This window comes from Flavobacterium sp. HBTb2-11-1 (assembly GCF_009826975.1).
Classification (GTDB): Bacteria; Bacteroidota; Bacteroidia; order Flavobacteriales; family Flavobacteriaceae; genus Flavobacterium.
The window spans coordinates 259,809-279,948 of record NZ_WUMO01000006.1 but is presented as its reverse complement, the minus strand read 5'-3'; the positions used below and the strand labels follow the sequence as shown (position 1 = coordinate 279,948).

The window sequence follows — 20,140 nt, the reverse complement described above, 5'->3', positions numbered from 1 at the left end:
AAACTAACTATAATCATCTGGTTCAACATGAATCAATACATGTCCTAATTCGGGATTTTTTTCTCTGAGTGTATCTTTCAGTTTATGTGCCAAATCGTGCCCTTCTTTAACCGAAATTTTTGCCGAAACAATAGCATGCAGATCAACATGGTATTTCATTCCAGCTTTACGGATAAAACATTTTTCAGTCCCTAAAATACCGGGAACTGTAAGCGCTACAACACGGATTTCTTCAACCAAATCTTCATTTAGATTTTCGTCCATAATTTCGCCAAGCGCAGGTCTGAAAATTTTATAACTATTGTAAAGAATAAAAAACGCTGCAAAAAGTGCTGCCCAGTCATCTGCAGATTCGTAGCCTTTTCCCATAATTAAAGCAATCGAAATTCCGATAAAAGCCGCTACAGAAGTTATAGCATCGCTTCTATGGTGCCAGGCGTCGGCTGCTAAAGACGTGCTATTGGTTTGTTTGCTTCTTTTCATAACCAAACGGAAAGAGTATTCTTTCCAAATAATAATGGCGCCTAAAACATACAAAGTCCAAGATTTAGGCAAATCGTGCGAAGTGCCAATATTAGCAATACTTTCGTAACCAATGACAGTTGCCGAAGTAATCAAAAAACCTACAACCAAAAACGTAATCAGAGGTTCTGCACGACCATGCCCGTAAGGATGGTTTTCATCTGCAGGCTTATTCGAATATTTGATTCCAAACAACACCAAAAAAGACGCAAATATATCCGTCGTTGATTCAATAGCGTCTGCAATTAAGGCATAAGAATTGCCAAAAAAACCTGCTAAGCCTTTTATAAGGGCCAAGCAGGTGTTTCCTATTATACTAAAAATAGTAGCTTTAACAGCTTTTTGTTCGTTTGTCATTTAGACTATTTTTTTCGCCACGAATTCGCGAATTATTTTTTATAATCTTTGAAAATAAAAATTCGTTAATTCGTGGCTATAACTTTTTAAGCTCTCACAATTTTTGCGCCAATTGCTCTTAAACGCTCATCGATACGCTCATATCCACGGTCGATTTGCTCGATATTTTGGATTGTGCTTGTTCCTTTTGCAGAAAGCGCCGCAATTAATAATGAAATTCCCGCACGAATATCAGGAGAAGACATTGTAGTTGCTTTCAATTGAGATTCGAAATTATGCCCCATAACCACAGCTCTGTGCGGATCACACAACATAATTTTTGCTCCCATATCGATCAATTTATCCACGAAGAATAAACGGCTTTCGAACATTTTTTGGTGAATTAAAACATCTCCTTTTGCTTGAGTTGCGACAACTAAAACAATACTTAACAAGTCAGGCGTAAATCCTGGCCATGGTGCATCGGCAATAGTCAAGATAGAACCGTCGATATCTGTTTTTACTTCGTACCCATTTGTGTGAGCAGGAATATAAATATCATCATTGCGTTTTTCAACTGTAATTCCAAGTTTTCTAAAAGTATTTGGAATCAACCCTAAGTTTTCCCAACTTACATTTTTGATTGTGATTTCGCTTTTTGTCATAGCTGCAAGACCAATCCAAGAACCAATTTCAATCATATCAGGAAGAATTGTATGCTCGCATCCTCCAAGGCTTTCAACACCTTCAATAGTCAATAAGTTAGATCCAACTCCAGTGATTTTAGCTCCCATAGAGTTTAGCATTTTACACAATTGCTGCAAGTAAGGTTCACAAGCAGCGTTGTAAACTGTAGTTCTTCCTTTTGCTAAAACAGCAGCCATTACAATGTTTGCAGTTCCAGTTACAGAAGCTTCATCAAGAAGCATATCTGTTCCTTTTAGACCTTCTTCAGGAGTTTCTACTCCGTAAAAATGATCTTCTCTATTGTATCTGAATTTTGCTCCAAGGTTAATGAAACCTTCAAAGTGTGTATCTAATCTACGGCGACCAATTTTATCTCCTCCTGGTTTTGGAATATATCCTTTTCCGAAACGAGCCAAAAGCGGACCAACAATCATAATAGAACCACGAAGCGCTCCACCTTCTTTCTTGAAAGCTTCAGTTTCTAAGTATCCAACATTAACTTCATCAGCTTGAAAAGTAATTGAACCTGGTTCGTTACGTTGAATTTTCACCCCTAAATTCCCCAACAAAGTGATTAATTTATTGATGTCTATAATATCAGGAATGTTATTAATTTTTACTTTCTCTCCTGTTAGAAGCACGGCACATAAAATTTGTAATGCCTCATTCTTTGCTCCTTGCGGAGTGATTTCTCCTTTTAAAGGAGTTCCTCCTTCGATTTTAAAAATTCCCATAGATTTCTTTTAGGTTCTTTCAAAGTTTCTAAGATTCTGAGATTCTAAGATTCTAAGTAAAAAAACTCAGCAACTTAGTAGCTTAGCAGCTTAGCAGCTTTTTTTATTTTTGTTTTTGTTTGTTTTTTTAAAGTGTCAAAGTAAAAAAACTTAGCAACTTAGAAGCTTAGCCTCTTAGCACCTTTTTTTACTTCTGATTATTATTTTTTTGAAAATTCTTTTTTTGACCGCCTTTGTTGTTTTTGTTATTCTGGATTTTTGGCTGTGTTCCAGAAGCTGTTTTATTAGACATGCGTTTATTGGTACGCATTAAATCTGTTGTGTTTAAAAGCTCTTCTGTACTGTGCAATAAATTGATTTTACCGCCAGATAATTCATATAAATGCTCAAAAATAACGTCGTCTTTTACGGTGTCTTTGTTCCAGCTTAAGAAAGATTTTTTCATGTGATTGGCAATTACCATTACCAAAGCATTTTTCATCTCTCCTTCTTCCCATTTATTGGCAACTTCTATCATGTATTTGATATTATTGCCATAAAATCTGTATTTCGGGAAATTTTGCGGATACTGCAATATCTCTGGCTTAAGCTGCAAAACATCTCTTGACGGAATCGGGTAAGGAGACTCAACATTCAATTTAAAATCAGACATTATAAAAAGCTGATCCCAAAGTTTATGCTGAAAATCGGGCACATCACGCAAATGCGGATTTAGACTTCCCATAACCTGAATGATGTATTTTGCGGCTTTATTGCGCGTTTCATCATCTTCAATAGCCGTTGCCTGATCAATCAGTTTTTGTAAATGGCGGCCATATTCCGGAATAATCAAACGCTGTCTCTCAGAATTGTATTCCAAATTGTAGACAACATCTTTTGCGGCTTCTCTTTTATATTTTTCGATCATAAGTTTATAATGAAACTATACCTTCTATTGTAGAAACTTCTTTGTATTTACTAATCACATCATCTGAGCTGTGCATCGTAACATCTACAGAAACACTGGTAAATTTACCTGTTTTAGATTTTGTTGTTTTGATAACTGCTCCCATTCGATCAAAAGCTTTTTCAACACGCTCTACATTGTCTGCTACAGAAGGCACAATAAATTTGTATAAATATTCTGCTGGCCAAGTATTTGCGTTATCTAGCTCAACTTTTAATCTTTCGTAAAATTCGGCTGTATTTTTTTCTTTATCGTTCTCCATTCGTAATTAAAAATAAACGCAAATATACGCTTTTTGAATTTAGATTTCTGAGTTTAGATTTTAGATTTTTTTTGAGCTTGAAACTTTGTTTTAAAGGAACAAAGTTATAAAGGCGCAAAGGTGCAGAGAAAAATGCAATCGAAGATTATTTCTTTGTAAATTTTACGCTTATATTTGAGAAAATAATCTGCCGAAATCTTTCGCAAAGTTACATTACAATGAAAAAAATCATCTTCTTACTTTTTACATTTTTCACTTTTTACAACAGCAACGCACAAGAAGTTAAAACTCTTACTTATTTCCAAAACGACACTTTAAAACTCGATTTAGACTTATATCTGCCAAAGAAAAAATCTAATGAAAAAATTCCCTTGATCATGTTTGCTTTTGGTGGAGGCTTTTCTGGCGGAGAGCGCACGAGCGAAAAAGAATTTGCAATGTTCATGTCACAAAATGGCTATGCCGTTGCGAGCATTTCGTATAGTTTATACATGAAGGGAAAAGATTTTGGCTGTAAAGGAACTTTAACCGAAAAAATAAAAGCGATTCAAATTGGCGTGAGCGATATGTGGCAAGCAACAGCTTTCATGATTGAGAATGCAGACAAATACAATCTTGATACTTCAAAAATTTTTATTTCTGGAATTAGTGCCGGAGCCGAAATTGGTTTCCATGCTTCGTTTTGGGATTATAAATTGATGAATTTATATAAAAGGAATCTGCCTGAAAACTTCAAATACAAAGGATTCATTGGAGGTTCGGGAGCAATTCAGGACATTAATTTGATTACAAAAGAAAAAGCGATTCCTATGTTACTGGCGCATGGAAGTAATGATGACACCGTTCCATACGCGGCTGGTTCGCATCGTTCTTGCCCAACAAATGCTTCTGGCTGGCTGATTCTTTTTGGTTCTTATGCGGTTTACAATCAAATAAACGACCTACATAAAGACATCGAACTGATTACTTTTTGCGGTGGCGGACATGAATTTTCGGGCTATCTTTTTCACCAAGGACAGCAATATGTTTTAGATTTTGTGAATGATGTTTTGAATGGTAAAAAATTCCAATCGCATTTGATTATTCCTTCTAAAAATGGAAAAAGTTCTGGGAAGTATTTGTTTTGTGAATAGTTTATTAGGCTAAAGCCGAGATTTAAAAGAAATCATTTAGCCTATTGGTTAAAACCAAGGCAATTCAAATAAAAACTGCTCCAACGGATCAAAACATTTATATTAAGTCGATTTCCTGCAAGGTTTTCAAAACCTTGTAGGTATTATTTTTTTCTCTTTTACTACTAATAATTCACGTTTAGAGACCTACAAGGTTTTGAAAACCTTGCAGGACAAAAAAAATACAAAATAATTCCAAAAACAAAACCATCTCTTCCTCTTAATTCTGATAATCCCGAAATTTCGGAAGGAAATTCTTTTGCTTTTTTCTTTAAAAAGCAAAAGATTGAAGCGGACAGCAGTCCCAAATTTTCGGGACACAATTACTAAAAATGCCAAATCTTTCGTTTCTGATAAATATTCTTTTTAATTATAAATAAGTTTAGGTAAATTTGCGCTTTATTTTTAGAATAGTGCAAAAAGAAATTATTGTCTTGCTTGGCGGACCTGGTACTGGAAAATCAACACTTATTAACGAATTGGTAGCTCGTGGCTTTTGCTGCTATCCTGAGATTTCAAGACAGGTTACCATGAAAGCACAGCAGGAAGGCATTGAACAGTTGTTTTTAGAACAGCCGCTTTTGTTTAGCGAAATGTTATTGGAAGGACGTATTGAACAATATAAAAGTGCTCTTGAAGAACCTGATAATGTGGTTTTTATTGACCGCGGAATTCCAGATGTGGTAGCTTATATGGATTATATTGGCGACGAATATCCAGAGCATTTTACAAAAGCTTGCGAAGATTTCAAATATTCTAAAACTTTTATTTTACCGCCTTGGGAAGAAATTTACCAAAGTGATTCTGAGCGTTACGAAAATTTTGATCAGGCAGTAAAAATTCAAGATCATCTTGTTGAAACTTATAAAAAATATGGTTACGAACTGATTGAAGTTCCTAAAGATACAGTTGAAAACAGAATTCTTTATATCTTAGACAAAATTTAGCGGCATAGTTTAAAGTTGCAAAACTAGAAACTGTTTTTCTAAATTTTTAACTTTAAAACAAACGCAATGCTCGGAGCGCAGGATATTCTTCTAAAATACTGGAAACACGACAGTTTTAGACCGTTGCAAAAAGAAATTATTGATTCTGTTCTTGAAGGACAGGATACTTTTGCGGTACTTCCGACAGGCGGAGGAAAATCGATTTGTTTTCAGGTCCCCGCGATGATGCAGGAAGGAATCTGCCTTGTTATTTCTCCTTTGATTGCCTTAATGAAAGATCAGGTGATGAATCTGCAGAAAAGAGACATTAAAGCGATTGCTCTTACTGGCGGAATTCACACGGAAGAACTGATTGATCTTTTGGACAATTGCCAATATGGAAATTACAAATTCTTATACCTTTCGCCAGAAAGATTACAGTCGGACTGGATTTTAGAGCGCATTAAAAACTTACCCATAAATTTAATTGCTATCGATGAAGCGCATTGCGTTTCGCAATGGGGCCATGATTTTAGACCAGCTTATCTTAAAATTTCAGAACTGAGAAAGTTCTTTCCAAAAGTTCCATTTTTGGCTTTGACTGCGACGGCAACTCCGAGAGTAATTGAAGATATCAGAACCCAATTAGAATTAAAAAATCCGAACCATTTTCAGCAGTCGTTTGAGCGAAAAAATATCGCTTATATGGTTTTTGAAGTTGAAGACAAATTATACAGAACTGAACAAATTCTAAAAAAAAATCCGCAGCCTTCTATTATATATGTACGAAATCGCAAAGCGTGTTTGAACATGTCTTCGCAATTGCAGTCACTGGGTTTTACGGCAACGTATTATCACGGAGGACTTTCAGCAAAAGAAAAAGATAAAAATATGCAGTTGTGGATGTCAGAACAGGCACAGGTTATCGTAGCCACGAATGCTTTCGGAATGGGAATTGACAAAGACAATGTAAAAACTGTCATTCACACACAGCTTCCAGAAAACTTAGAAAATTATTATCAGGAATCTGGACGTGCGGGACGAAATGGCGCTAAGGCTTTTTCGATTTTGCTATATAACAATTCAGATTCTATCCAGACAGAACAGCAGTTTTTGAGTATTCTTCCTGATAAAAAGTTTCTCAAAACCATGTACAACAAACTCTGCAATTACTTTCAGATTGCTTACGGCGAAGGCCTAGATGAATCTTTTTCGTTCAAACTGAATCATTTCTGCAACAAATACGAATTCCCTACTCTTAAAACATACAATGCCTTACAGTTTTTAAATCAGCAGGGAATTATTACGATGTCTCAGGAATTCTCAGAAAAAATTAGTATTCAATTTTTGCTTGAATCTAAAGAAGTGATTCGATACATGAGCCTGAACCCAAATGACGAAGAAATCATTTTGGCAATTTTAAGAACTTATCCCGGCGTCTATGAAGTAAAATCTAATTTAAATCTGGGATTAATTGCCAAAAAATCAAATCGATCTGAGGAACAGGTTATCGCGCTTTTAGAAAAATTAAAAGAAAAGGAAATCATCGAATATAAGTCTAAAAATAATGATGCTACTATCTTATTTAATGAAGTCCGCGAAGACGATCTTACTATAAATAGGATTTCTAAATATTTAGATAAACAAAACGAAGTTAAAAAAGAACAGCTTTTATCGGTCCTTCACTATATAAAAGACAACAAAACTTGCAAAAACAGATTGGTTTTGGATTATTTCGGCGAAGAAACAACTGAAAATTGCGGCATTTGTTCGTATTGCATTACACAAAAAGGAAAAATTACAGAAGCTGACTCGATTGCAGATAAGATTTTGTCTCTACTTAGAACAGCATCTCTGACTTCGAGAGAAATTGAAAATCAGATCAAAATGGATGCAAAAGATATTTTATCGGTTCTTCAGGAATTGCTCGAAAACAATCATATCACTATACAAGCGAATAATAAATACACTTTAAAATCATAATGGAGAAATTGAGAATTATATTTATGGGAACTCCAGAATTTGCCGTTGGCATTTTGGACACCATTATTAAACATAACTACGAAGTTGTTGGAGTAATTACTGCTGCAGATAAACCAGCGGGACGCGGACAAAAAATAAAATATTCGGCTGTAAAAGAATATGCGCTTGCTAACAATCTTACTTTATTGCAGCCTACCAATTTAAAAGACGAAAATTTCTTAGCAGAATTAAAAGCTTTAAATGCCAATTTACAAATCGTAGTTGCTTTTAGAATGCTTCCGAAAGTGGTTTGGGAAATGCCAAGTTTAGGAACTTTTAATCTTCATGCGTCTTTATTACCTAATTATCGTGGTGCGGCTCCAATTAACTGGGCCATTATCAACGGAGAAACTAAAACGGGAGTTACCACTTTCTTTATTGATGACAAAATTGATACTGGTGCGATGATTTTAAATTCTGAAATCAATATTGAACCAGAAGAAACCGCAGGACAATTGCACGATCGTTTGATGCATTTAGGAAGCACAACTGTTCTCGACACTTTGAAAGTTATTGAAAACGGAAATGTCGTAACAACCATTCAAGAAGATAACGACGATATAAAAACGGCTTATAAATTAAATAAAGAAAACTGTAAAATTGACTGGACAAAATCTGGAGCAGAAATCAATAATTTAATTCGCGGTTTAAGTCCGTATCCAGCTTCTTGGTGTTATTTAAAAGACCAAAACGAAGAACTTAATATCAAGATTTATGAGTCAAAACTAATCTCAGAATCACATTCTTACGAGGTTGGAAAGTTAATCAGCAGTAAAAAAGAAATCAAGATTGCAATAAAAGACGGCTTTATTCAGTTATTAAGTCTACAATTTCCAGGAAAAAAGAGAATGCTTGCTTCAGAATTGTTAAATGGAGTAAGTTTTTCAGAAGCGGCAAAAGTGTATTAAGGTCAGTAAAACAGGGGTTTGTACCTGTTTTTTATCGATAAACAACACTCTTTATGAACAAAAAAAGCAAGTTATCAACAATTTTTGCTAAAAATAAAGAAAACACTTGCACGCAACGGATTTCCTACTAAATTTGTGTATTAACAATTTTTTTTAACCAACAATTAATAACTAATTATTATGAACAAATCAGAATTAATCGATGCTATCGCTGCTGATGCAGGAATTACAAAAGCTGCGGCGAAATTAGCTTTAGAGTCTTTTTTAGGTAATGTAGGAACTACTTTGAAAAAAGGTGGAAGAGTTTCATTAGTAGGTTTTGGATCATGGTCAGTTTCTTCAAGAGCTGCTAGAGACGGTAGAAACCCTCAAACAGGAAAAACTATCAAAATCGCAGCTAAAAACGTTGTAAAATTCAAAGCAGGAGCTGAATTAGAAGGTGCAGTGAACTAAGTAAGAAAGTTCTCTAAACTTATAATATAATTAAAACCTTCCATCTGGAAGGTTTTTTTATGCGGTTTAACGATTTTTTTTGTGATTTTAATTTTTTTATGACTAAATTTAATAAAAATTGTAACCGTATGATTTCAGAAAAATTAAAAAAAGGACACCTGCTTATTGCCGAGCCTTCAATAATTGGAGATTTATCTTTTAACAGATCGGTAATTTTATTAGCAGACCATAACAAGGAAGGATCAATAGGTTTTATAATTAATAAGCCATTAAAATATACTATTAATGACTTAATACCTGAGATTGATGCTAACTTTAAGATATATAACGGAGGCCCTGTAGAACAAGACAACCTTTATTTTATTCACAATATTCCAGAGTTAATCCCAAATAGTGTTGAGATTTCAAATGGAATTTATTGGGGAGGCGATTTTGAGTCCACCAAAGACCTAATAAACAACGGATCTATCAGTAAAAATAACATTCGTTTTTTCTTAGGCTACACCGGCTGGGAAGAAAATCAGCTTGAGAATGAAATGCAAGGCAACTCTTGGATTATTGCTGATAATAATTATAAAAATAAAATTATCGGAAAATCCACTACTCACTTTTGGAAAGAGCAGATTATTGAGCTTGGCGGTGATTATCTTATTTGGTCTAATGCACCTGAAAATCCATATCTGAATTAATTTTCAGAAATGGATTCATTTAGCCGCTGCACTAATAAATGAGCCAGATTTGTTGTAAACTCCTTTTTTCGATACTTAGTTATAGGCTGTATCCCCGTGATTACATTAGTCAGAAATAATTCATCTGCTTTTTGAAGATCAAAAGGCGAAATTACTTCTTCTAAAACCTCTATGCCTTCTACTTTTTTAGCTAGAGCTAAAATCTGTTTACGCATAATACCGTTTAATGCACCTTCTGAAATTGGAGGTGTAATAAGCTTTTTATCCGTTACCATAAAAATATTTCCCTGAAGTGCCTCTACAACATTTTTGCTGTCATTCAGCAAAATGCAATTGGCAAGGCCATTTTCATTCGCATAAATACTTCCCGTAATATTAATCATCTTATTAGTCGTTTTAAGAGACGACAATAATTGTTTTGTCACGTAGAAGTCTTTATACAAATCTACTTCGTATTCGCTTGTATTTATAGTGTAAGCTTTATTTCCAAGAGAAATGGCATTGATTAAGAATGAAATATCATTGCTTTTTGGAAGATATAAACCGCCATCATTTCTAAAAACGGTAATTCTTGCACGTGCCGAAACTGCGATTCCTTGTTCGTTTACCAGATTAAGGATCTGCTCCTCAAAATATTCCATTGTAAAATCCATCGGAATCATCATTCTCACCACACGCATCGAAGCCATTAGTCTAAAATAATGATCCTCAAGAAACAAGATTTTTCCGTTGACAATTTTTACTGTTTCAAATATTCCATCACCATACAAAAAAGCGCGGTTTAGAGTTAGTATATTATCTTCCTGCCCAATGTTTCCGTTAAAATTAATCATAAAAAAACCCTGAATTTTGTTCAGGGCAAATATAAGGTATAAAATAGACTTTTACTAAACAGATCCTATAAGATGTTTTAGATCTGAGATCTGATTCTCCCACAATTGTTTAGCTTCGCCTAATTCTTCTTTTTCAGCAAAATCTACCACCATAAGCGATACATCTTTAGTTAATTCATCAACTAAAATATGGAGTTCGAAAAAATACTCAGTATCCTTACTGCTGTCGTCAACCCATTTGAATTTTACTTTTTCGCCAGATTTTTTTGAAGCTAGACGAGCTCTTTCTTGTGAATCATTCCAGATAAAAGTAAAAAATTCACCTCTCGAATTAACATTGTCGGCAAACCATTCTTGTAAACCTGACGGAGTTGATATATATTGATACAATAATTGCGGCGAAGAATTGATCGGAAACTCTATTTCGTAACGTATTTTTGAATCCATGTGCTACTTTAATTTTTTTCGAAATATAAGAATATATGTCCAAAAACAATGCATTTTTAAAAATATTTTTTTTTCTTCATTTTATGCTTGTATGCTTTAATATTATTTCTATCTTTGCACCCGCAATCAGGAATTCATGATAGCAGTCCAGGCGAGGTAGCTCAGTTGGTTAGAGCGCAGGATTCATAACCCTGAGGTCACGGGTTCAACTCCCGTCCTCGCTACAAAAAAACACCCTAATTACTTCAAAAACAAGTGGTTAGGGTTTTTTATTCACGGATAATTCACGGATATTTTTCATCCCCCTTTTTTTAATCTGTTGGAATATGATGAAATCCAAACTAATTGTAATTATTACCAAATTTTTAAAAGAGGGTTCAATTTCAAAAAAGCCAAATTTATTCTGCCTATATTATATATCAAAACAACTGTTACACGACATATAATCAAATCTCTTTAATTGCAGTATTTTTATCTAACATCTTTCAGAAACTTATAATCCTTTTATTTTTTATTCTGTCCTGCCATTACCTTCTTTCCTTAAACTAATATAAATATTCTAATTTCACTTATCCAATTACCCCATAACTGATTTCACTTTTTAAAGGACATCCCGCGTATGGGGATAAAAGACCATTTCAAGCTAACCCTGACAAGGAAGGACATTAGTAAAATATATCCATAAGCAGTTTTAAACCATACAATATAAAAGTACAGAACTAAACACTCTTAATCCCATTATGTCAATTCTATTTTTAATTTACTTGTAAAATTTAAAATTCCACTAATCTTTTAAATAACGTGACATACATTCCTTTTATGTCGATTTTTTTTGCAATATTTGTGCCTTAACATATCGAAAATAATATAGCGTTAGCTTATATCGTGGTATTCGGAATCTGGACAATTCATTTATACGCCACAAGATTTAAGACTATGCTCATGCTATGGCGTGGGCGTAACTTATCTTGGCGTAGGGTTTGTCCAGAACCTCGAAAACAGGTATGGTTACTAACCCGCGCTTGTTTTTTTACAATAACTTCACTTTGGGTTTGGGTGAAAATAATACCATCCTTATGAAAAACATTTTCCTTTACGCACTTTTATTCTGCTCTGTTTTTTGCTTTTCACAGAATTACACTGAACGTTACAATGAGGGTTTGGAAAGATATGAATATTTCAATAATGGCGTTATGATTGGTTATAAAACATATCAATCTTACAATCAAACTTGGAAGTATACTGACTTAACAGCACAGCCTAATCCTTATACAAATAAATCATTAGATTACGGAAAAACAATAAATACTCAGGATGTTGATTTGCAAGGCAGGACAGCAACACTTAAACAGCAGAAATATAATACAAATAAAGAAAAAATCCAGAATTATATGGATCATATATATGATGGCTTACAGGATAAATTGCCTCGCGAAACATTAAATACAATGAAATCTCGTTTGTATAATGAAGTATGTCTAAAGCTTCCGAGATTAGATTTTTCTATTGATTCGAATACAAACTATGCCTGCCAAATGATATTAGACGGCGCTTATAAAATTAGAAATGAAGAAATTGACAAACTAGCTTCTTTAATAAACGATCCAAAAGAAACCATAGCAATAGATTATATTGTAGAATACAGTTTTATAAATAATGATTGGAAAACAGTGAATTATGACACGACTGGCGGTGAAGTAACTTTTGAAGATAATCATATTCTTTTCAAAAGAGGTTCTGCATGGAAAGATAGAAAGTTAACTTTAAAATACTTCAATACAAAAGAAAAAATGTACATTTATGACTCAGAATTTGGCGAAGTCCATACAGATGAGACGGTAATTTCAGGCAGTAACATCTCAAAAATCATTTTCTACGATAAAGATAAAAGCAATAAATACTGCTATTTTTTAAAACATTAATCTTCAAACAAATATATTATGAGAAAAATCACTTGTATTTTAGCTGTTTTTTTTGTTCTAATTTCTTGCTCTAGCACTGAGGATTCTCAAACAGCGCAGAATCAAATAAGCCCCCCGTCTTGGATTCAAGGAACTTGGATGCAAACTTCTGGCAATGCGTCTTCAGGGATAGGCTACAAATTTTCCTCAGACAATATTTGTAGTATCCTTTTGACAACTCAAAATTGTTATAAAGAGATGATGGAAACTTATAAAAATACGGGAGCGAAAACAAGTACAAGCGAAAGTGTTAAAACAGATACTGAATATAAATTTTCACTTACTGTTCAAGGAACCACAACCGAACTTCATTTTAAAAAAGTTGACAGCAAAACGATATATTTGGTAGCTGGCAATATAAATACTCCATTAACAAAACAGTAATTAAAAAAAATAATTTTTATGACAATAGTAATAATTATAGTAGTGATAATTATAATCCTCTATTTTACTCATCAAAAAGAAAAAAATATAACTGCGAATTACAATATCAACAAAGGGGGATATAGAAAATCATTTGAAACGTTAACACATATTTTAGAAAACTATTATGAGATGACTTTTATAAACGATACAGGAACAAGTTTTAATTATGGTAAAGATGTTATTAACAAAAACGGTTTTAAAGGGAGATTAATAATTGGAGTGAAAATATCATTTGACAAACCTCTTTTATATTCAAAGTATGTTGATAATACAAATATGGAGTATTTTGGTACAAATATTTCAATCCTCAATTACAGCAATGCGGAACAAATAAAAGAGTGTGTAGAAATTTCATTAAAACAAATTAAAAACCTAATAGCTACGGTTGAAAACAATCCTATAAGTAAACAAACAATAGGTGATTTTGTGTTTGGCAGTAAATTTGAAATCGAAAACAATCAAGTAAAAATAATCAAATGTGAACCATCCAAAACAACTTTGACACATAAAAAATTCGCAGATAAAGAAGAAATAGAAATACACTATCATAAGACAGATACTAAATCTGAATATTTGCTTTTGAAGCCCTTAAAAATGACAATCGGAAATGATGAAGACTATATAGTCGAATTATTTGATAAAGTTCACAAGATAAATATGACAATTATTATCAATAGTAATTATTCTGCATTCGATTTGCGAACTTCATTGAACAGTAAAGAAGGATGGACTTTTAGCAATATGGATATGAGATATTTTATAAATAAAAACAATTTAGAAGATATTGTTGCAAGGCATTTTATCGAATATACCAAACATAAAAATAGAATTGGATATTATCCACAAGGATTAAATTGGGAGTCCCTTACGTCAATAGAAATAAATAGTTGGGCGCGTTGTGCAAATCTAGAAATAAAAAAACTGTTAATAGCTAAACAATACCCTTTACAACAGATAAGAGAAGTTGTAGGGAATCACCGCAACAAACTTCTTGAAAAATATAATAACAGATAAAAAACACAATGGAAAAAACTGAAAGAAATTTATAAAGCCGAACAAGAAAATAATGAAAAAGCAAAACAGAAAAGATTAAACCAAGTAAAAGATGTGATCTAACCCTATTTTTATGGAAAATTAAGATTTATTATATCAAAAATTCCATTTAAAGTACCACGTGTTTTTAACTGAACTGGACATTACAGATTATTCCCCAAACATCTCTAAATACACATTGCCATCTCAATTACTTGTCGAAAAAGGAAAACAAAGCAAATATTTAGAATCCCTTTTAAGCCAAATTGGGATAAAATTAAATCCAAATTATTTTTGAGATTTTCTTAGATATATTTTCCAACAATCTGATCTTATTAAAAAGCTTCTACGTTACGATTAATCGATAATATATTAAAGAGTCGAGGGGAAAAAGAAAATTTTCAATTAAGAATCTTTTCAAAATCCCCCTTTTAGGATGTCACTATACACTTTTTTAGATAAATAAAAGGGTTGGATTGTTACAACTATAATATCTTACATTCATTCCCTTAATCAGATTTAGACTTAAATAATTCTGATTCATTTTGATTTATTAATTCCCAAAACTTGGAAGATAATTTGTTTTCTAAATTTACTTTTAGATTATCTAATTGATGTTTTTTAAGAAATAAATTAAAATCTTTTTTTAGTCTAGCTTGAACCTTATACGATTTATTTTGAGTTTTTAATGCATTCCAATAATTAGGGTTAGTATATTTATTCAGTTTGTCTAAATCTTTTTGTGGAAATTTTTCAAAATCAACATTATCAACTATCGTCAGTTTTTGAAATTCCTTTTGTAAAAACTGGAACACTTTGTAAATTCTATCTTTATCCAATAAATCCTCCAAACAGTTGATACCAAAACTTTGTATTTTCCGTTTGCTGGTTAGTTTTAATTCTATCCTTAAAATATGATCTTTAACATCAAATTTCTTTTTGTACTGCCTTGATTTATTGTAAATTTTCAGACTGTAATCACTTTTGAAAAATTCTTTAAAATCTCCATTAAGAACCTTATTTCTATTGTGGTTTTTGTAGTCGTACATTAGGAGATTGTTGTCTATAATTTTTTGCGGGTCAAAATCAACTTTAATATTGAATCCCAATTCTAATTTTGTCAGGTGATTATTGTTTTCTAAATCGAACTTATCAATAAAATATGGCAATAAAGAAGACAGTTCTTCATAAGTGAAATCATTGTAGTTTTGGTCTTCATTACGAAACATTATATTGTTTAGTTTATGCAAACTGCCTACTAGTTTTGAAAACAGTTTGTTAATTCTGATATTGATATTGTGAAATGAACCTTTTTTTGGGTATTCTAGTATTTCTCCAGTAATTGTATTGATACTATTTGTTAAATCTATGAAAGTGCTATTTTCAAGATAATTTTCAAATTTTTTACGATCTTTTACATTTGTATTTATCAAATCAAACATATTATTTCTTTTTTAATTATTAATTATTTTTTTGGATAATAGAAGTTCAGGCGAGGTTTTTTCATCGCAATAAGATTTCGGTATTGATTATTGGAATTTGCGTGTTAGAACGCCTAGAATTGCTTTAAGAAGCTTGGTTTAGTTTACTCATCACATCGCTTTTAAGATAATAAACACGACTGCCTATTTTCTTAGCTTTAAGGATTCCTTTTTTGTTCCAATGGTATAAAGAACAGTAAGAAATTTTAAGAAGCTTGGAAACTTCTTCTCTACTGATAATATTAGATTCGTTTTCAGAATCTTTAGATATTGGCTTAATTAGATTTTTAAGATTTTCTAATTCGTTTTTAACAGCTTCTTGGATTAACTGTTGTAAATCGTTTACATTTAATTGTACTAGCAGACTTGTTTTATTTTCTATCATATAATTTAGAAAGTGGTTTTAATTTTATTTTGTTTAACTTTCTGCGAAGATTTGGCTTTTTTTTCGATTCATAATAAAAAAAGGACTTCGAAGACTTTTAAAAATCTCTGAAATCCTTATCATAATTGGCGAAAAAAAATGAAAAAAAAATTAAGTCTCGGACTAAAAAAAGACTAATCGAAGTCTAAAAAGTCAAATTCATTTCTTTCTTTTTTTGTTAATTGTTTTTCTCTTTTTGCTTTTGAATCTATACTTCTCCCTTTTTCAAAACCATACAATTGTCTTAACAAATCCATCCCCCTAGTCCCTTCAATAAAATGAGAAGGAATAACTTTCTCATTTGTGCAATGAATAAAAAATCGGGCTAGGTTAGCAGCTCCTTTTTTCCATTCGTAGTCAATTGATAAATAATTGTTTTTTTTTAGTTTTTGCTCATATTTTTCAAAAAGAGTAAGTTTTTTATTGTCCCCAATAAGTTTTTTTAAAATTTCTTCTCTAGTTAGTTTCGTGTTGATAGTTTTAACATTCGCAAATTCTTGTTCTATCTCGGGATATATGAATTTGTAAATGTTGATTATTTTATTTTGTGTATTTAAGTAACTTTCAGAATAATGGTTAATTACAACTTCTTGAATCTTATTAATCCCCACTGAATAGACAGTGTTTTTATTTTTTAATAAATAATTTAATTCAGTATATAATTCATTTAATCCATCAATCACATTCTTTAAAAACATTTTTGCCTGCCCTTCAAATTTCAATTCAAAAAAAGTATCCTTTACGCAAGAAATGAAATCTAATTGTTCGTTTGGTTCTGCATATCCGAATAAAGCTTCTTCAAATGTGTCAAACCAAAATTTATCTAAAAAATCACTGTAATTTAATTCTGTTCTATAATCAATTTCAGTATTATCATCGTCTTTGTGTGCCTCAAATTCTTCCTTAGTTGTGTCTAATATTTCAAACTGTTCTTCTCCACCGATAAATTCAATACAATAATATCGTCTTATTATTTTATAATCTTCATTATTTGGACAGCCTCCTAGTCGTCTGACTATTTCATCTACATCAAACAAATCTTGAACTAAATAGTTTTTTACGGCTTCTTTTTTCCAAAACTCTCTCATACCTTTTGAATAAGTTGTTGTTTTTGTAATTCCCACAATGCTTTTAGTTTTTCAGCATATTCTTTTGATGTGTTTTAATACAAGAAAGAATCTGTTTTTACACGGGGTATTCAGTTATTATCGTTATGCTAAGATGTCTAATTTGCATATAGATTTTTCAAAAATCCTCAAACGATTTTCAGATTACTCTTCAAACCTTCCTTTGTTGTCCAATACTCTTCTAATTTACTTGCATGTTCTTTTAAGGTAGTTTTAACGTATCGTAGAAATTGTGAATGGCTTTTATGGGTAGAAATAGCCATAATCGTTTTATCGTCTAACTTTCCATAATGATTGGAAACGAAGCTCCTTCTACATGTATGGGTTGAAATTAATTTATACTTTTCATAGAAGTCTACTTTTTTTCTATTTGTTTTTGGGTCTTTTATATTACCTAAAATTACCTCATTAATTTTAGCCTCTTCACAAACTTTTTTGATATTTTTATTAAAATTTTGCTCCGTCAATTCAGGCAAAATATTATTTCTTTTTTCTAGAACGTATTTTAACTGCGGATGAATTGGTATCTCAACTATGGCATTATTCTTTTCCGTACCTGCAATGCTAATTCTATTTTCAGAAATATTAAAACTATTAATCCTTTTTAAATCTGAAACCCGTAGCCCTGTCCAAACCCCTACGATCAATAAATCTCTAGCATCATCTAAACTCTTATTCTTTGATAAATCTAAATTAAATATTATATCAATTTCGTTTTCATTCAAATAAGTATCGATTGGTTCATCCCTAACGAAAGTAAATTTAGAACTTTCAATTTCTGCACTTGTTTCGTACCCTTCTATTTTAGCTTCTTTTACAAAATACTTAATTTGACTAATATACTTCTCGATTAAAGTGTTGGAGTATTTTTTATCAAGCTTCAGATAACTTGTAAAACCAGCATGAAATTTTAAATCAATCTCTTTTGTCTTTAACTTCATTCCTTTCAAAACTTCATATTCTTTTAGCCTTGTCAAAGTAGTCGTATAGTTCTGAATTGTTTTATCAGATATTTGCTTTCCGTTCTGAGGATTCAATCTTGTTTTTGATTCTTCTATGAATTTTTTGACAAATGGCGCAAAATAATACCGATAGTCATCAAAATCATTCGGCTTTCCATGAAACAAATCAACTTGTCTAACCAACCAATCCGAATCTATTTGCTCACCCTTGGGAAAATCTAATTTAAAACTATTCAATACAAACTTAGAAAGTGAATCTATGGTTTCATTGACATATTTTTTAGTATCGTCAGGAGCTGTTTGCTTTACTTTATAAGTCTTATTACTCCAATCCTTATTATCTACAAATACATTAGACTTTGCATAACAGTTAATTTTATTATGAAAAAACCTCATATTTAAATTTACAGGATCTTTTTTAGCTAATGATTTAAATTGAATAGTCGCCATAGATACTAATTTTATTGATGACAAAAATATAAATTTATTCACGGATAATTCACGAATATTTAGTTTTTTTAATAAAATTTATTGAAATTAAAAGAAATTAAATTTTGCAATAAACTCAACTAATTCAGTACTTAATAAATAAAATACTATTCAATAAATTAAGATAAGTTAACTTTGTTACTCCCGTCCTCGCTACTAGAAGGTAAAACCCTTAAACAGAAATGTTTAAGGGTTTTTTATTTAAATTAGCCCTTCTTTAAGTACAGATTTTATTAAATTAGTATCTTGCAACAAGTAATTTACACACAACATGGACATAGTAAAATTTAAGATCACATCTAAAACAATCAAAGTAGAAGTACGTAATTCAAATAATTATGTTTTTAATTTTAATTCTGCTTTAGATATTAAAAAAGAAGACAAAGATGTTTTATTAAAGCTTTACAATGCACTAGACCTTCTTTTTAAGAAAGAACAGGTTGCTGAAAACAAAAATTACATTTCACCAAATCAGACCAATATATTAGACCAGATTTCTGCTGCGAACTTGGAGCAAGAAAATCAATAATAGAACTTTACAGTCTTTAAAATAAATGTCCTTGAATAAAATGTTCAAGGATTTTCTTTTTTAAGACGGCGTAATAAAACAGTATTTAAAATGTGTTATGAAAAATAAAGAGCTAGTAGAAATAGTAACTTATAATACGAAGTATCAAAAAAGTTTTAAGGATTTAAATATCGAATGGATTCAAATTATTTTGTAGTTGAACCTAATGATGTGAAAGCGCTAGATCATGCCGAAGAATATATAATAAATAAAGGCGGAGAAATTTTTGCCGCAGTTTTAAACGATGAAGTTTTAGGAGTTTGTGCTTTAATTAAAAGTGACGGGGAAGAGTATGATTATGAATTGGCAAAAATGGCCGTGAGTCCCAAAGCACAAGGAAAAGGCATTGGATTGTTATTGGCAGAATCGGCAATACAATGGGCAACGGAAAAAGGCGCTTCTAAAATTTACCTAGAAAGCAACACTAAGCTAAAACCTGCTATTAAACTGTATGAGAAATTAGGCTTTAAAGAAATAACTGGCATCTCTTCTTCTTATGACAGAGTAGACATTCAAATGATGCTAAACATTAATTTTTAGATTAATAGAATCAAAAACAAAAAAAGTAAAACCCTTAACATTTCTGTTTAAGGGTTTTTATTTGAAATAAATTGTAACATTTAATCTACAAAAGCGTCAAATCTTGGATTAAATTACGGTTCTTTGTAACTTATTACATTCCTGATTTAGATTACTCAATTTCTGAATACAATAATATTGAAACCAAAGAGTT

Annotated in this window: 21 protein-coding genes and 1 tRNA gene; 12 read left to right on the top strand and 10 right to left on the bottom strand. The window is 31.7% G+C overall.

The genetic code is table 11. From position 1 onward, the window contains the following. Window positions 1-3: 3 nt before the first annotated feature. The 4 genes from GR162_RS15340 to GR162_RS15325 form a co-directional block, all read right to left on the bottom strand. Window positions 4-879: a cation diffusion facilitator family transporter gene (locus GR162_RS15340; protein ID WP_160782864.1), complete on the bottom strand. Its 876-nt coding sequence runs from the start codon at window positions 877-879 to the stop codon at window positions 4-6. 86 nt (window positions 880-965) lie between these two features. After that, window positions 966-2,279: a UDP-N-acetylglucosamine 1-carboxyvinyltransferase gene (murA, locus tag GR162_RS15335; protein WP_160782863.1), complete on the bottom strand. Its 1,314-nt coding sequence runs from the start codon at window positions 2,277-2,279 to the stop codon at window positions 966-968. Window positions 2,280-2,466: 187 nt separating this feature from the next. Next, the gene (locus GR162_RS15330) at window positions 2,467-3,186 is read right to left on the bottom strand and encodes a DUF4290 domain-containing protein (RefSeq protein WP_066033684.1); all 720 of its coding nucleotides are present in this window, start codon (window positions 3,184-3,186) and stop codon (window positions 2,467-2,469) included. 4 nt (window positions 3,187-3,190) lie between these two features. After that, on the bottom strand, window positions 3,191-3,487 hold the full coding sequence (locus tag GR162_RS15325) for a DUF493 family protein (RefSeq protein WP_066033683.1): 297 nt from the start codon (window positions 3,485-3,487) through the stop codon (window positions 3,191-3,193). Window positions 3,488-3,705: 218 nt separating this feature from the next. Between GR162_RS15325 and GR162_RS15320 the strand changes: the two genes are divergently transcribed. The 6 genes from GR162_RS15320 (at window position 3,706) to GR162_RS15295 (ending at window position 9,657) form a co-directional block, all read left to right on the top strand. Next, on the top strand, window positions 3,706-4,620 hold the full coding sequence (locus tag GR162_RS15320) for a S9 family peptidase (protein WP_160782862.1): 915 nt from the start codon (window positions 3,706-3,708) through the stop codon (window positions 4,618-4,620). A 452-nt stretch (window positions 4,621-5,072) separates the two neighbouring features. Next, complete coding sequence (locus tag GR162_RS15315; RefSeq protein ID WP_160782861.1) at window positions 5,073-5,606, top strand: ATP-binding protein; 534 nt, start codon at window positions 5,073-5,075, stop codon at window positions 5,604-5,606. Between the two features lie 66 nt (window positions 5,607-5,672). Then, window positions 5,673-7,568, top strand: a complete 1,896-nt coding sequence (locus GR162_RS15310; RefSeq protein ID WP_160782860.1) for an ATP-dependent DNA helicase RecQ — start codon at window positions 5,673-5,675, stop codon at window positions 7,566-7,568. Next, complete coding sequence (gene fmt, locus GR162_RS15305) at window positions 7,568-8,515, top strand: methionyl-tRNA formyltransferase (RefSeq protein WP_160782859.1); 948 nt, start codon at window positions 7,568-7,570, stop codon at window positions 8,513-8,515. Before GR162_RS15310 ends, fmt begins: the two co-directional genes overlap by 1 nt. A gap of 180 nt (window positions 8,516-8,695) precedes the next feature. Next, window positions 8,696-8,968, top strand: coding sequence for an HU family DNA-binding protein (locus tag GR162_RS15300; protein ID WP_008464760.1), 273 nt, complete (start codon window positions 8,696-8,698; stop codon window positions 8,966-8,968). A gap of 128 nt (window positions 8,969-9,096) precedes the next feature. Continuing rightward, the gene (locus GR162_RS15295; RefSeq protein WP_008464759.1) at window positions 9,097-9,657 is read left to right on the top strand and encodes a YqgE/AlgH family protein; all 561 of its coding nucleotides are present in this window, start codon (window positions 9,097-9,099) and stop codon (window positions 9,655-9,657) included. On the opposite strand, the gene GR162_RS15290 is transcribed toward GR162_RS15295, so the two are convergent. Continuing rightward, window positions 9,654-10,490: an aminotransferase class IV gene (locus GR162_RS15290; protein ID WP_160782858.1), complete on the bottom strand. Its 837-nt coding sequence runs from the start codon at window positions 10,488-10,490 to the stop codon at window positions 9,654-9,656. The genes GR162_RS15295 and GR162_RS15290 overlap by 4 nt on opposite strands. Window positions 10,491-10,544: 54 nt before the next feature. Further along, window positions 10,545-10,937, bottom strand: a complete 393-nt coding sequence (locus GR162_RS15285) for an START-like domain-containing protein (RefSeq protein WP_111363668.1) — start codon at window positions 10,935-10,937, stop codon at window positions 10,545-10,547. 150 nt (window positions 10,938-11,087) lie between these two features. Here GR162_RS15285 and GR162_RS15280 point away from each other — a divergent pair. The 4 genes from GR162_RS15280 (at window position 11,088) to GR162_RS15265 (ending at window position 14,338) form a co-directional block, all read left to right on the top strand. After that, window positions 11,088-11,161 (top strand) — tRNA-Met (locus GR162_RS15280). 852 nt (window positions 11,162-12,013) lie between these two features. Then, on the top strand, window positions 12,014-12,859 hold the full coding sequence (locus GR162_RS15275) for a hypothetical protein (RefSeq protein WP_160782857.1): 846 nt from the start codon (window positions 12,014-12,016) through the stop codon (window positions 12,857-12,859). An 18-nt stretch (window positions 12,860-12,877) separates the two neighbouring features. Next, window positions 12,878-13,282: a hypothetical protein gene (locus GR162_RS15270; protein ID WP_160782856.1), complete on the top strand. Its 405-nt coding sequence runs from the start codon at window positions 12,878-12,880 to the stop codon at window positions 13,280-13,282. Between the two features lie 18 nt (window positions 13,283-13,300). Continuing rightward, window positions 13,301-14,338, top strand: a complete 1,038-nt coding sequence (locus GR162_RS15265) for a hypothetical protein (RefSeq protein ID WP_160782855.1) — start codon at window positions 13,301-13,303, stop codon at window positions 14,336-14,338. 527 nt (window positions 14,339-14,865) lie between these two features. On the opposite strand, the gene GR162_RS15260 is transcribed toward GR162_RS15265, so the two are convergent. The 4 genes from GR162_RS15260 to GR162_RS15245 all read right to left on the bottom strand — a co-directional run bounded on the left by GR162_RS15260 (window position 14,866) and on the right by GR162_RS15245 (window position 18,800). Then, entirely contained in the window at window positions 14,866-15,798 is a 933-nt protein-coding gene (locus GR162_RS15260) for a hypothetical protein (RefSeq protein ID WP_160782854.1), read from the bottom strand. A 124-nt stretch (window positions 15,799-15,922) separates the two neighbouring features. Next, entirely contained in the window at window positions 15,923-16,222 is a 300-nt protein-coding gene (locus GR162_RS15255) for an AlpA family transcriptional regulator (protein WP_160782853.1), read from the bottom strand. 173 nt (window positions 16,223-16,395) lie between these two features. Then, window positions 16,396-17,385: a hypothetical protein gene (locus GR162_RS15250; RefSeq protein WP_160782852.1), complete on the bottom strand. Its 990-nt coding sequence runs from the start codon at window positions 17,383-17,385 to the stop codon at window positions 16,396-16,398. 131 nt (window positions 17,386-17,516) lie between these two features. Next, entirely contained in the window at window positions 17,517-18,800 is a 1,284-nt protein-coding gene (locus tag GR162_RS15245) for a phage integrase SAM-like domain-containing protein (RefSeq protein ID WP_160782851.1), read from the bottom strand. 310 nt (window positions 18,801-19,110) lie between these two features. On the opposite strand from GR162_RS15245, the gene GR162_RS15240 reads away from it, so the two are divergent. Together GR162_RS15240 and GR162_RS15235 are read left to right on the top strand one after the other, a co-directional pair. After that, window positions 19,111-19,368 carry a hypothetical protein gene (locus GR162_RS15240; RefSeq protein WP_160782850.1) on the top strand — a complete coding sequence of 86 codons (258 nt, stop codon included), beginning with the start codon at window positions 19,111-19,113 and terminating at the stop codon, window positions 19,366-19,368. Between the two features lie 174 nt (window positions 19,369-19,542). Beyond that, window positions 19,543-19,947 (top strand): GNAT family N-acetyltransferase, encoded by a 405-nt coding sequence (locus GR162_RS15235; RefSeq protein WP_237421375.1) that lies wholly within the window; start codon window positions 19,543-19,545, stop codon window positions 19,945-19,947. The last annotated feature ends 193 nt before the right edge of the window (window positions 19,948-20,140 follow it).